This window comes from Streptomyces cellostaticus (assembly GCF_023630175.1).
Taxonomy (GTDB): Bacteria; Actinomycetota; Actinomycetes; order Streptomycetales; family Streptomycetaceae; genus Streptomyces; species Streptomyces cellostaticus_A.
In genome coordinates this window covers 1-12,206 of record NZ_JALLIN010000027.1, presented here as the reverse complement: position 1 = coordinate 12,206, position 12,206 = coordinate 1, and the positions used below count along the sequence as shown (strand labels likewise).

General features: G+C 74.9%; 11 protein-coding genes. 5 read left to right on the top strand and 6 right to left on the bottom strand.

Annotation, left to right across the window (positions count from 1 at the left end):
• Nucleotides 1-8: 8 nt before the first annotated feature.
• The gene (locus tag MXD57_RS18415; protein ID WP_250402576.1) at nt 9-1,400 is read right to left on the bottom strand and encodes a protein phosphatase 2C domain-containing protein; all 1,392 of its coding nucleotides are present in this window, start codon (nt 1,398-1,400) and stop codon (nt 9-11) included.
• Nucleotides 1,401-1,806: 406 nt separating this feature from the next.
• Here MXD57_RS18415 and MXD57_RS18410 point away from each other — a divergent pair, with 406 nt between their 5' ends.
• Nucleotides 1,807-2,796 (top strand): helix-turn-helix transcriptional regulator, encoded by a 990-nt coding sequence (locus MXD57_RS18410; protein ID WP_250402575.1) that lies wholly within the window; start codon nt 1,807-1,809, stop codon nt 2,794-2,796.
• A gap of 36 nt (nt 2,797-2,832) precedes the next feature.
• Nucleotides 2,833-3,315, top strand: a complete 483-nt coding sequence (locus MXD57_RS18405) for a DUF456 domain-containing protein (RefSeq protein WP_250402574.1) — start codon at nt 2,833-2,835, stop codon at nt 3,313-3,315.
• A gap of 4 nt (nt 3,316-3,319) precedes the next feature.
• Here MXD57_RS18405 and MXD57_RS18400 read toward each other — a convergent pair whose 3' ends face one another.
• From MXD57_RS18400 to rsgA, 5 genes are all read right to left on the bottom strand, one after another.
• Nucleotides 3,320-4,495: a GDSL-type esterase/lipase family protein gene (locus tag MXD57_RS18400; RefSeq protein WP_250402573.1), complete on the bottom strand. Its 1,176-nt coding sequence runs from the start codon at nt 4,493-4,495 to the stop codon at nt 3,320-3,322.
• A gap of 164 nt (nt 4,496-4,659) precedes the next feature.
• A complete protein-coding gene (locus tag MXD57_RS18395) occupies nt 4,660-5,175 on the bottom strand; it encodes a methylated-DNA--[protein]-cysteine S-methyltransferase (RefSeq protein WP_308290823.1) in 516 nt (171 codons plus the stop codon).
• Complete coding sequence (locus tag MXD57_RS18390; protein ID WP_250402690.1) at nt 5,172-6,566, bottom strand: bifunctional transcriptional activator/DNA repair enzyme AdaA; 1,395 nt, start codon at nt 6,564-6,566, stop codon at nt 5,172-5,174. Before MXD57_RS18390 ends, MXD57_RS18395 begins: the two co-directional genes overlap by 4 nt.
• Before the next feature lie 242 nt (nt 6,567-6,808).
• On the bottom strand, nt 6,809-7,186 hold the full coding sequence (locus MXD57_RS18385; RefSeq protein ID WP_250402572.1) for a hypothetical protein: 378 nt from the start codon (nt 7,184-7,186) through the stop codon (nt 6,809-6,811).
• A 499-nt stretch (nt 7,187-7,685) separates the two neighbouring features.
• Nucleotides 7,686-8,816 carry a ribosome small subunit-dependent GTPase A gene (gene rsgA / locus MXD57_RS18380; RefSeq protein ID WP_250402569.1) on the bottom strand — a complete coding sequence of 377 codons (1,131 nt, stop codon included), beginning with the start codon at nt 8,814-8,816 and terminating at the stop codon, nt 7,686-7,688.
• 540 nt (nt 8,817-9,356) lie between these two features.
• On the opposite strand from rsgA, the gene MXD57_RS18375 reads away from it, so the two are divergent.
• From MXD57_RS18375 to MXD57_RS18365, 3 genes are all read left to right on the top strand, one after another.
• Complete coding sequence (locus tag MXD57_RS18375) at nt 9,357-10,238, top strand: GNAT family N-acetyltransferase (RefSeq protein ID WP_250402566.1); 882 nt, start codon at nt 9,357-9,359, stop codon at nt 10,236-10,238.
• Nucleotides 10,239-10,520: 282 nt separating this feature from the next.
• Nucleotides 10,521-10,724, top strand: coding sequence for a cold-shock protein (locus MXD57_RS18370; protein WP_250402559.1), 204 nt, complete (start codon nt 10,521-10,523; stop codon nt 10,722-10,724).
• An 87-nt stretch (nt 10,725-10,811) separates the two neighbouring features.
• The coding region (locus tag MXD57_RS18365) for a DEAD/DEAH box helicase (RefSeq protein WP_250402558.1) at nt 10,812-12,206 on the top strand (1,395 nt) is incomplete at its 3' end.

Here is a 12,206-nt window from a genome sequence, read left to right as displayed (position 1 = left end):
CCATCAAGTCACAGGGCCGGCGGTTGCGCCTCCCATACGGCCACCGCCGTACGGTCGTCGGCGTAGCCCTTCACCCGCACCTGGGCGTCCGCGAGGAACGCGGCGAGGCCGGGCGGGGTGGGGCCGGACCAGCGGCGGGCGAGATAGGCGCAGAGCGCGGGCTCGCCGCGCAGCGGTTCGGCGAGCCCGCCGGTCGCCATCACCAGCACGTCACCCGGGCGGGCTACCGAGGCGCGGAAGCGGAAGGGGGCACGGGGCGGCTCGGGGGCGGGCTCGAACGGGCTCGGCGGGACCGGGATGCCGAAGTCCATGGTGAGCCGGTCGCCCTCGGGTGTCTCGGCGGGGACCGAGCCGAAGCCGACGACCGGTTCGCCGGTGGCATCGCCGGACGGCACGGCGGGCTCGATGTCCTGCCACTCGCCGTCGCGCAGCCGGAACAGCCCCCCTTCGCCGACGCCGAAGAACACGCGGGTACGGCAGCCGGGGTCGGCGGGCAGCAGCAGGCAGCGCAGGCCGGCGTGGTGCTCCTCGGGGTCCAGGCCCCGTTCGGCGGCGTCGGCGCGCAGCCTGCCGAGGCCGCGGTCGGTCAGCCGCTGCAGACCGGACTTGAGGTCGCCGCGCCGGCCGGCCCGGAGATCCTCGACGAGCCGTCCGTGACTGCGGCCGACCGCCCGGCCGATCAGCCGGCACGCCTCCGCCGCCACCCGGTGCGCTCCTGGCGCCGCCCGTGCGCCGGTCGCCATGGCGACGAGCACCAGCGCCTGTTCGCCGCTGCCGAACCGCGCGGTCAGCAGCGCGTCCCGGCGCGTTTCCCCCCGGTACCGCGCGGAGTCCCCGCGCAGCGAGACCGCCCGCAGCGTGCAGGTCCCGTACTGCGCCCCGTCCAGCACGGTGTCGGCGACCTGCGCCGCCAGTTCGTCCGGATCGGCGAGGGGCAGCGCGGTGGGCTCGGGGTCGTAGGTGGGGGGCCCGGAGCCGACGTGGTCGAGGGCGGGCGGGGGCGCGGGGGACGCGGGAGCCGCGGCGGGTGCGGGGCCGGTACGGGAGAGGGGCGGGGGCGCCTCGGGCTCGGGGGGCACGGCCGGGGACGTCTCCGGCGGGGCCGGGACGCGCCGGGCCGGCACCGAGCGGTCCGGGGACCCTCGGCCGGGGAGCGGGCGGTGCGGTGACGGCCGGACGGACGGCGGCTCCGCGGGCGCCGGTGGGCCGCCGGGTTCCCCGGGCGGGTCCGGGATCCCGCTGCCGCCGGACCGCTCCCGTACCGCGTTCCGGGCCGAGGTGTAGCGGTCGTCCAGGGAGTCGGAGGCCGGTGCGGGCCCCGTGTCCTCGGTCGAGTCGTCGTACAGCTGTCCCCACCAGTCGTCGTCATGACGGGCGGGCCCGCCCCCCTGCTGGCTCATGTCTCTGATTGTCCACCGCGGGGACCGGATGGAAACGGGGCACACGGAAATTCCGGCGGAGGCGTCCGCGGTGGCCCGGCACTGCGCAGGACGGCCCGAACCGCCCCACGGGGAGGGCGGGATGGCCGCCGGGCGGTCCCACCCCCCACGGGAGGACCGCCCGGCGACGTTCTGGGTGACCGGGTCACGACGGCCGGGTGGCCGGATCCGGCCGGATCATGCCCGGGGCTCCTGGGCCGCGGCCGTGCGCCGCCGGCCCGGCCGGGCGACCGCCGGCGCTGATCAGCCTGGCAGAGTGACCGCTGGTACGGCGATGATGTGCGGCGGCGGGTTTGCGCCGTGGCCGGTTTCCGCCACGGAGCGTCCGTGTGGACGGCTTGTTCGCAGGAGAGGGGAGCGCGGCTCGATGCTGGCAGCGATAGGCCTGGACGAGACCCACGAGGCCGCGTACCGGGCACTGGTGTCCGTGGGCGCCGCCGAGGTCGCCGATCTGGCGCGCCGGCTGTCACTGGCCGAAGCGGACACCGAGCGCGCGCTGCGCCGGCTGGAGCGGCACGGACTGGCGGCCCAGTCCCCGGCGCGGCCGGGCCGCTGGGTGGCGGCGCCGCCCGGGGTCGCGCTGGGCGCGCTGCTGACACAGCGGCGGCACGAGCTGGAGAAGGCGGAGCTGACGGCGGTGCTGCTGGCCGAGGAGTACCGGGCCACGACGGCCGAGCCGGAGGTGCGCGACCTGGTGGAGGTGGTGACCGGCGCCTCCGCGGTGGCGCAGCGCTTCCTGCAGATGCAGCTCGGCGCCACCGCGGAGGTGTGCGCGCTGGTCACCGGCAACCCGGTGGTGGTCTCCGGGATGGAGAACGACGCGGAGGAGCAGGCCGCCGGGCGCGGGGTCCGCTACCGGGTGGTGGTCGAGCGCGACGTGCTGGACCTGCCGCACGGGCTGACCGAGCTGACGGCGGCGCTGGGCCGGAACGAGCGCGTGCGGGTGACGGACCGGGTGCCGACGAAGCTGGTGATCGCCGACCGGTCGCTCGCGATGGTTCCGCTCACCACCAGGACGGTGGAGCCGGCCGCCCTGGTGGTGCACGCGAGCGGGCTGCTGGAGCTGCTGGCGGGTCTCTTCGACTCGGTGTGGCGGGAGGCGCTGCCGCTCCGGCTGACCGCCTCGGGGGTGGCCGAGCAGCAGCCGGACGGGCCGGACCCGACCGACCTGGAGGTGCTGTCACTGCTGCTGGCCGGGCTGACCGACGCGAGCGTGGCCAAACAGCTCGACCTGGGCCTGCGGACCGTGCAGCGCCGGGTGAAGCGGCTGATGGAGCTGGCCGGCGTGACGACCCGGCTGCAACTGGGCTGGCACGCCTACGAACGGGGCTGGGTGTCCCGCGACGATTCCCTCTGACCTGCGGCTACTTCACTCCTCGGGCACGCTTGGCAGATGGGCGCCTGGGAACTGCTGTTGGTCGGCGTGGTGATCGCGCTCGGCCTGTGCGGCGTACTGGTGCCCGGGGCGCCGGGGTCCTGGCTGGTGTGGGCCGCGGTGCTGTGGTGGGCGCTGCAGGACCCTGCGCCGGTGGCCTGGGCGGTGCTGGTGGGCGCGACCGGGGTGCTGCTGCTGTCGCTGGTGGTGCGCTGGGCGCTGCCGCCGCGCCGGCTGCGCGCGAGCGGTGCCACGCCCCGCATGGCCGCGTACGCCGGAACGGGCGCCGTCCTCGGTTTCGTGCTGCTGCCGGTGCTGGGCGCGCTGCCGGGTTTCGTCGCCGGGATCTACCTGCACGAGCGGCTGCGGCTCGGTGGGCACGGCGAGGCGGTGTCCGCGCTGCGCACCACGATGCGGTCCGGCGGCTCCAGTGTGCTCGCCGAGTTCTTCGCCTGTCTGCTGATCGCGGGGGCGTGGCTGGGCGCGGTGCTGTGGGGCTGACCGGTCAGCGGGCGAGTGCCCCGGCCACGGTGTCGGCGATCACGCGCAGGCCGGCGTCGTTGAAGTGCAGGTGGTCGCCGGGGTCGTAGCCGGGCAGGATGCGTTCGGGGTGGGCCGGGTCGCGCACGGCGGCGTCGGCGTCCGCCACGGCGTCGAAGGCACCGCCGGTGCGGATGAACGCGTTGACCCGCTGCCGCACGGCCTCACCGGCCGCCGTGTACGCGCCGTACCCCGCGTACGGCGTGAGGGTGACGCCGACGACCCGGATGCCGTGGGCGTGGGCGCGGGCGACGAGGGCACGGTACGCGGTGGCGAAGGCGGCGGGGTCGTCCGCCACGGGGGTGCCCTTGATGTCGTTGATGCCCTCCAGCACGACCAGGACCCGTGCCCCGGCCCGGTCCAGGGCGTCGGCGTCCAGCCGGGCCAGGGCGCTCGGCCCGGTGCCGTCGCGCAGCAGGCGGTTGCCGGCGACGCCTGCGTTGAGGACGCCGAGGTGCCCCAGCCGTGCGAACAGCCGGTCCGGCCAGCGGTGGTTGCTGTCCGGGGTGGAGCCGTTCCCGTCGGTGAGCGAGTCGCCGAACGCGACGACGCTGCCCTTGGCGGTGCCGAGCACGTCGACGCCGGTGACGTAGTACCAGGAGCCGGTGGCCTCGGTGTAGGCGGAGCCGGTCTCGTCGGCCGCGTGGCCGGTGCCGCCGGGGGCGAGGTAGCTGGTCTGCAGGGCGGTGCGGTGGAAGGTCGCGGGCCCGGAGTCGTCCGGTGTGAGCACGGTGACCAGCAGGTCGGCGGCGGCCGGCACGGTCAGCGGCACGGGATCGGTGAGCACGTCCCGGCCGGGCTGGACGGTGGCGGTCGGCGCGCCCCGGAAGGTGGCGGTCCGCACGGTACCGGGTACGGCGTCCGGGCCCGCGGCCCGCCGCAGCGCCACCGTGACCGCGCCCAGCCGCAGGGGCTCGGTGCCCAGCCGGTTGCTGAGCCGGATCCGCACGGCACCGCCGCCGACGCTGAGGTGGACGACGTTGCGGAAGGCGGTGCCGGGCAGCGCGGCGGCGGTGCCGGACGGCGCGGCCTCCCAACTGCCGGTCCAGTGGCGCCCGGTGGTTACGGCGACGGCCCGGGCCGTCGTCCCCGGCACCACCGCGAGCAGCAGTGCCGCGAGCACCCGCCCCGCGTTGGCCATGTACCGCCCGCCCTTCCCGCGACCCGTCGCAGGCGACCGTGCCACAGGGCGGACGCGCGGCGCCGGAGCGGCACCGGGTGAGCCACCCGTTCGGCGCAGGCCGGTACGCGGGTGGGGACGGGGGTGCGGTCACCGGCCGGAGCGCCGGTGCCGCGGCCACCCGCTCACCGGCGCGGTGCCGGGGCGGGATCCGGCAGGCCCTTCTCCAGGGTGAGCAGCCAGAGCTTCCGGTCGAGGCCGCCCGCGTACCCGGTCAGGGTGCCGTCGGCACCGATGACACGGTGGCAGGGGCGGACGACGAGGAGCGGGTTGGCTCCGATCGCGCCGCCGACGGCGCGGACGGCGGCGCGGGACGCGCCGATGCGGGCGGCGATCTCGCCGTAGGTGGTGGTGGCGCCGTACGGCACGGTGTCGAGGGCGGCCCACACCCGCTGCCGGAACTCGGTGCCGTGGGCGCGCAGGGGCAGCCGGAACTCCTTCAGCTCACCGGCGAAGTAGGCGGCCAGTTGTTCCGCGGCGGCCCGGAAGGGGCCCGGGTCCTGCCGCCATCCGGGCTCGACGGCCCGGCCGCCCTTCTGCCCGGGCACGGACAGCGAGGTGAGGGCGCCGTCCGGGCCCGCGGTGAGCAGCAGCCGTCCGACCGGGGTGTCCACGGCCGTCCAGTAGGTCAGGTCCGTCACTTGGTCAACTCTCCTGTGATGCGCAGGTGCTGGATGGCGTACGAGCGCCAGGGCCGCCAGGCGTCCGGGGCGTCGAAGCCGGGCGGGGCCACGTCGGGATCGCCGAGGGCGCGGACGCGCAGGACGGCGGCGACGGCGGGGTCCATGCCGGGCAGGGCGAGCAGCGCCCGCTGGGCTTCGTCCCGGTCGGCGCCCGGGTCCAGCCGTACGGCGCCGTCGGCGAGGGCCTCGGCCAGCGCGCCGAGCGGGCCGCCGGGCTCGGCCCCGGCGAGCACGGCGGGCTCCGGGAAGAGGTGCGTGAGGCTGCCGCAGGGCGCGTCCAGCGCCTTGCCGTACCGCTGTACCAGCCGCTCGGCCCCGGCCGTCCCGGCGAGCTCCCGTACGGCGGGCTCCAGGGGGTCGACGGCACCGGGTGAGCGCAGGCCGGGCCGGGCGGCCACCAGCGGGGCGAGCCGGGGGTCGGCGGCGAGCCGCCCGTCGACCGCGTACGGGTCGGCGTCGAGGTCGAGCAGTCTGCGCAGCCGCTGCACGGCGGTGGTCAGGTCACGGGGGTCGGTGAGGTGCAGCCGCGCCTCCAGCCAGCCGCCCGGATGTGTGCCGCCGCCCGCTCTCGGGCCGTGGGAGCGCTCCTCGACGGCGACGATCCCGGTGCCGTGGGGCAGCCGCAGGGTACGCCGGTAGGTCCGGCCGCCAGGAGTGCCGGTGACCTCCTCGACACCGGGTACGGCCTCCCGGGCGAGCTGGTCGAAGACGGCGGCGGACCGGTAGGGGCCCCGGTGGGCGAGCCGCAGCGGGATGCCCGCGCCCGGAGTGGCCCGGCGGGCGCCCCGGCCGCGGGGCGCGGCGGCGCGGACCCCGGTCGGCGTGGCGTCGTACACCTGGCGGATGGTGTCGTTGAACTGGCGCACGCTGGCGAATCCGGACGCGAACGCGATCTCGGTGATCGGCAGGTCGGTGGTCCGCAGCAGGGTCCGGGCGGTGTGCGCCCGCTGGGCCCGGGCGAGCGCCACGGGTCCGGCGCCGAGTTCGGTGGTGAGCTGCCGCTGCACCTGCCGGGCGCTGTAGCCGAGCCGGGCGGCCAGTCCGGCGACGCCCTCGCGGTCCACGACGCCGTCGCCGATCAGGCGCATGGCCCGGCCGACCACGTCCGCGCGGACGTTCCACTCGGCCGATCCCGGCACGGCGTCCGGCCGGCACCGCCGGCAGGCCCGGAATCCGGAGCCCTGCGCGGCGGCGGCCGTGCGGAAGAACCGTACGTTGGAGCGCTTCGGGGTGACCGCCGGGCAACTGGGCCGGCAGTAGATGCCGGTGGTCTCGACGGCGAAGAAGAACGCCCCGTCGAACCGGCCGTCCCGGCTGCGCACCGCCTCGTACCCGCTGTCCTCGTCCATCACGTGTCCCAGTGTGACGCGCCCCCGCGAGGGTGGTCTGGCGGGAATCGGACATCCAGGTGGGAGGGCCTGCGGGCCCGCCGCACGTCCCGCGCCGGCCGCCGCCGACGCCTGCCGCGGGGCGCTGGGCGCGGGGCTGGTGCGGCCGGTTCCCGGCGTTCGCACGCCGCGCGGCCGGCGGTGCGGCCGGTGGCACGGGGGCGGGGATCAGGGACGAGTCGCCCGGTGCGCCGCCGGTGCGGTCACCTGGGCGTGGCGGACGGGGAGGCCGTGAGGGGCTCGTCCCAGTCGATCCGCACCTGATCCGGATCGCTGCGGCTGACCTGGCACGGGTAATTCTTGGACACCGCGACGATCTGGGCGACCTGGATGGTGTTCAGTACGTCGCGCAGCGAGCCCTCGTGGTCCGGTTCGCCGGGGACGTGCACGCGATAGCGCAGTTCGTAGACGTGGTTGCCGTTGACCCTGCTCTTGTCCTCGCGGATGCCGGTCACCGTAACCGTGCAGCGGACCGGGTCCGTGACCTTCTGGGATCCCTGCCCGGCTGCGACCCCGCAGGCACCGACCAGCGGGACCACGGCTCCCGTGGCGAGCAGGAACGGGAATGGCCGCACACGCATGTCGTCTCCTCTGTCATGGCTCTGACCTCGACGGCCCGTCTCGAAGCCGCCGGGAGGAAGCCTGGAGGAGAGCGAGGGCGACCGCAACGTCCGCCGGTACCCGTCGACTTCAGCCGGTGGCAGGGGGACGCGGCACACGCCCGCGTGCGGAGCACTTGCGCTGAGAGCCGTCTGCCTCCCCGCGCCCCGGCCGCACGGGAGCGGACGCCGCCGAGCCTTCTCCGCCCTCGGTCCGATCCGGCCGGACGGAGCGTGCGAACGGCCTGGACCAGCCGAGCCCTCTCGTCCGGATCACGCCGGGCTCGTGGGCTCCGGCATGATCCGGACGGAGGTTGCTGGTGCTGTGACCGGAAAGGTCTGCCGGAAGGCTCGCGGCGTCCGGTGCGGTGCAGCGCAAGGCGGAGCACCGTCCGCGTACCGGACGTACTCGGGTGATGCGACAACGCGGCGAGGTGCCGTGCCGGGCGCCGCGAGCCGGTGAACCCTTCCGGTCACAGCACTAGGCCCAGCGGCCGCGCTTGGCCTCCATCGCGGCGCGGCCCTGAGCCCCCTTCCGTTTCCAGTCCTTCCTGATCTCGGCGCGCAGGCGGGCGTCCGTCTTCGCGACGATCCACCGGTTCTCCCGCAGCAGCTTGCGGTAGCTCTCCAGGCGCCGGACCGGAAGGTCGCCGCCGTCCACCGCGGAGCGCACCGCGCAGCCGGGCTCGCTCTCGTGCGCGCAGTCCTGGAACCGGCACCGCTCGGCCAGTTCCTCGATCTCGGCGAACACCTGCCCGACCCCGCTCTCGGCGTCGAACAGCCCGACGCCGCGCAGCCCGGGGGTGTCGATCAGCACACCGCCGGAGGGCAGCGGCAGCAGGTTGCGGGTGGTCGTGGTGTGCCGGCCCTTGCCGTCGACGTCCCGGGCGGCCCTGACGTCCATGACGTCCTCGCCGACCAGGGCGTTGGCGAGGGTGGACTTGCCGGCGCCGGACTGCCCGAGCAGCACGGTGGTGCCACCGCCGACGAGCGCGGTGAGCACGTCGAGGCCGCCGCCGTGCAGGGCGCTGACGGTGAGGACGGGCACCCCGGGCGCGGTCGTCTCCACGTCCTCGACGAGATGGGCCAGCGTCACCGGTTCCGGCACCAGGTCGTCCTTGGTGAGCACGACCACGGGCTGTGCGCCGGACTCCCAGGCCAGCGCCAGGAACCGCTCCACGCGCCCGAGGTCGAGTTCGACCGCGAGCGACACGGCGACCACGACGTGGTCGACGTTGGCCGCGAGGATCTGCCCCTCGGACCGCTTGGAGGAGGTCGACCGGACGAAGGCGGTACGGCGGCGCAGCAGCGTCCGCACGTACCGCGGATCGCCGCCCTCCGGGTCGACGGCGACCCAGTCGCCCGTGCACACGACCTTCATCGGGTCGCGGGGGACGACGAACTCGGTGTCGGCGCGGACGACACCGGCCGGTGTGACGACGTCGCACTGCCCGCGGTCGACCCGCGCCACGCGGCCGGGCAGGAGCCCCTGCTCGGCATAAGGGGCGAACTCGGCCTCCCAGCCCTCGTCCCAGCCGTAGCCGGCGAGAGGGTGCGACGAAGACGAACTCGGAAGAGGCGAAGACGAACTCGGAAGAGAAGAGAAAGACAAGGGGTGACCCTTCACATGGGTGGCCCCGGCACCGCGTACTCGGACACGGAAAGAAACAGGTGAGGTCAGCCGGAGGCCACGGAGGTGGAGTGGATGATCTTGTGGTCGCGGACAGCGCCCGTCACAGAGACAGCCATCGGTCACACCTCCCGTTCCTCGTCGAGCCGACAGCGGCGAACAGCGGTCGCCGCGTGAAGCAGTGCAACCGTAGAGCAGCAGCCGGGCGGGCACCACCGAATTACGGAGTCGCGCCGCGGCCCGAAGACCCCGCACCGCCGAGGGCGCCGCCGGCCGGCCCGGCGTCCCGCCGCGATGCCCCGGGCGACCCCGCCGGAACGGCCGGATCGCGGCCGGCCGTTGCCCGGTCCGGCGGTGGGAACGGCGCGCGTCCGGGAAGGGCGTGTATGGTTCGCCCGGTTCGCCCAGGGCCCGGCGGTCCGCCCCGTCACGAGGATCAGGAGGTGTGCAGCACATGCGCAGGAGTGCTCGTCCCACGGTTCCGCATCCCCCCTCCTTCCTTCCCTCTTCGACGGAGATCCCTTGTCGATCGTCATCACCCCGCTGACCGACGCCGAACCCGAGCCGTCCGGCCCCCGGCTGCTCTGGCTGGCCTCGGACTCCGAGGCCGTCCCCCTCGGGACGGCACTGCTACGGCTGCCCTCGGACACCGGGACGGCCCCCCGGGCCGAACTCGAAGTCCGGGTGCATCCGGCCGAACGACGCCGCGCCGTCGGCTCCCTGCTCCTGGAGCACGCCGTGTCCTCGGCGCGCCGGAACGGCGTACGCACACTGGCGGCCCGGACCCCGGCCGAGTCGCCCGGTGCCGCGTTCCTGCGCTCGCACGGCTTCGGCGGAGTCCTCACCCTGCGCTTCGCCCGGCTCCCGCTGGCCGCCGTCGACACCACCGTCCTCGGGGAGCTCCTCGCGGCCCCGCATCCCGGGTACCGGCTGGAGTCGTGGACCGGGACCGTTCCGGACCATCTCGCGGAGACCTTCGCGTCCTCGCGCCGGGCCATGGACGACATGCCGATGGAGGACATGGAGCAGGAGCCCGTCGCTTGGGACGTGGAGCGGGTACGAGCCGTGGCGCGCGCCGTCGAGAAGCGGGGCGACCTGCTGTACACCGTCGCGGCCCTGGACGAGGCGGACGGCGCGGTGGCCGGGTTCACGGAGTTGGTGGTCCCCGGCAGCGGCACGGGCGACGCCCAGCACTACGGCACCGGAGTGCTGCCCCGCCACCGCGGAGCCGGCCTGGCCCGCTGGATGAAGGCCGAGTCGATCAGGCAGGCCCGGGAGCGGCACCCGGGCCTGCGGGGCCTGCTGACCGACACCGCGGCGAGCAACACACCCATGCGGCGCGTCAACGACCAGCTGGGCTACGAGCGGACGCACGAGGAGATCCACTGGAGCCTCCGTCTGTGAGCCGGGGGGTGGGCGGAGCCCCTCCGTGACGGCTCGCCGTGTCCGTGACCCGGGGTTCGTTGCCTTCCCGCCCGGGACGACCGACACGGCGGCCCGGAGCGGTGATCGCGGCCATCGCTCCGGGCCGGGCGGGGCGGGGCCCCGGGTGTGCTACGGTTATCGAAGTTGCAGTTGTGGTACCCATGAATTCATGTGCGCCTGACGGAAACGTCTCCTAAAGGCGCATTATTTGTTTTTCCGGCATCTCCGGATGGGGCCTCTGCCTACCAGAAGGAGAAAGTCATGGCACAGGGAACCGTGAAGTGGTTCAACTCTGAAAAGGGTTTCGGCTTCATCGCGCAGGACGGCGGCGGCCCCGACGTCTTCGCCCACTACTCGAACATCGCCACCCAGGGCTTCCGTGAGCTCCTGGAGGGCCAGCGGGTCTCCTTCGACGTCACGCAGGGTCAGAAGGGCCCGCAGGCGGAGAACATCGTTCCCGCCTGATCGCCGGACACGTACCCGCTCACCGGGGCCCGCACCGTCATGGTGCGGACCCCGGTTTGTGCTGTTCCCAGGAAGGCAGACAACCGCATGTCCCGCAGACCCCAGAAGTCGAACCGGCGCGCCTCGTCGCCCCCGAAGTCCGCGTCGTCGCCGACGGAGTTCCGGCTGCCGGAAAGTACGACCCCCGCGCTTCCCGCCGTCGAGGACTTCGCCGGTCTGGACATGCCCGCGGCTCTGCTGAAGACCCTCACCGCGCAGGGCGTCACCACCCCCTTCCCCATCCAGGCCGCCACCCTGCCCAACTCGCTCGCCGGCCGTGACCTGCTGGGACGGGGGCGCACCGGCTCCGGCAAGACGCTGGCGTTCGGGCTGGCGCTGCTGGCCCGCACCGCCGGACTGCGCGCGCAGCCCAAGGCACCCCTCGCCCTCGTGCTCGTGCCCACCCGGGAGCTCGCCCAGCAGGTGGCGGACGCGCTGACCCCCTACGCGACGGCCGTGAACCTCCGGCTGACCACCGTGGTCGGCGGGCTGTCCATCACCAAGCAGGCCGGCGCGCTGCGGCGCGGCGCCGAGGTGCTCGTGGCGACCCCCGGCCGGCTCAACGACCTCGTGGAGCGCGGGGACTGCGTGCTCGAGGACGTACGCATCACGGTGCTGGACGAAGCCGACCAGATGACCGACATGGGCTTCCTGCCGCAGATCACCAAGCTGATCCAGCGCGTACGCCCCGACGGGCAGCGCATGCTCTTCTCGGCCACCCTGGACCGCAACATCGACCGCCTGGTGCAGCGGTTCCTGACCGACCCCGTGGTGCACTCCGTGGACCCGTCGGCGGGAGCGGTGACCACCATGGAGCACCACGTGCTCCACGTCCTGGACGGCACCGACAAGGAGGCCGTCACCACGCGCATCGCGGCCCGTGACGGCCGGGTCATCCTCTTCCTCGACACGAAGAGGTCCGCCGACCGGCTCGCCAAGCGGCTGCTGGCCGTGGGGGTCCGCGCGGCGGCACTGCACGGGGGCCGCTCCCAGCCGCAGCGCAACCGCACCCTGGAGCAGTTCAAGACCGGCCGGGTCACCGCACTGGTGGCGACGAACGTCGCGGCCCGGGGCATACACATCGACGACCTCGACCTCGTCGTGAACGTCGATCCCCCCACCGACCACAAGGACTACCTCCACCGGGGCGGCCGCACGGCCCGCGCCGGCGGTTCCGGCAGCGTGGTCACGCTGGTCCTGCCCGAGCAGAAGCGGGACATGACCCGGCTCATGTCGGACGCGGGCATCCGCCCCCGGACGGCCCGCGTCAAGTCGGGCGACCAGGAACTGGTCACCATCACCGGCGCCCGCGAGCCCTCCGGCGTGCCCGTGACCATCGAGGTCCCCGAGCCGGCCGCGCAGCCGCAGTCCCGCCCGGACGGGAGCGGGCGCGGCGGACGGTCCGGCCGCAGGCGACGCGGCGGAGGCGGAGCGGCCACCGCG

Bases quoted from the DNA above. Each gene is read 5' to 3' on its own strand.
- MXD57_RS18415 (WP_250402576.1), bottom strand. From the start codon at position 1,400: ATGAGCCAGCAGGGGGGCGGGCCCGCCCGTCATGACGACGACTGGTGG.
- MXD57_RS18410 (WP_250402575.1), top strand. From the start codon at position 1,807: ATGCTGGCAGCGATAGGCCTGGACGAGACCCACGAGGCCGCGTACCGG.
- MXD57_RS18405 (WP_250402574.1), top strand. From the start codon at position 2,833: ATGGGCGCCTGGGAACTGCTGTTGGTCGGCGTGGTGATCGCGCTCGGC.
- MXD57_RS18400 (WP_250402573.1), bottom strand. From the start codon at position 4,495: ATGGCCAACGCGGGGCGGGTGCTCGCGGCACTGCTGCTCGCGGTGGTG.
- MXD57_RS18390 (WP_250402690.1), bottom strand. From the start codon at position 6,566: ATGGACGAGGACAGCGGGTACGAGGCGGTGCGCAGCCGGGACGGCCGG.
- MXD57_RS18385 (WP_250402572.1), bottom strand. From the start codon at position 7,186: ATGCGTGTGCGGCCATTCCCGTTCCTGCTCGCCACGGGAGCCGTGGTC.
- MXD57_RS18370 (WP_250402559.1), top strand. From the start codon at position 10,521: ATGGCACAGGGAACCGTGAAGTGGTTCAACTCTGAAAAGGGTTTCGGC.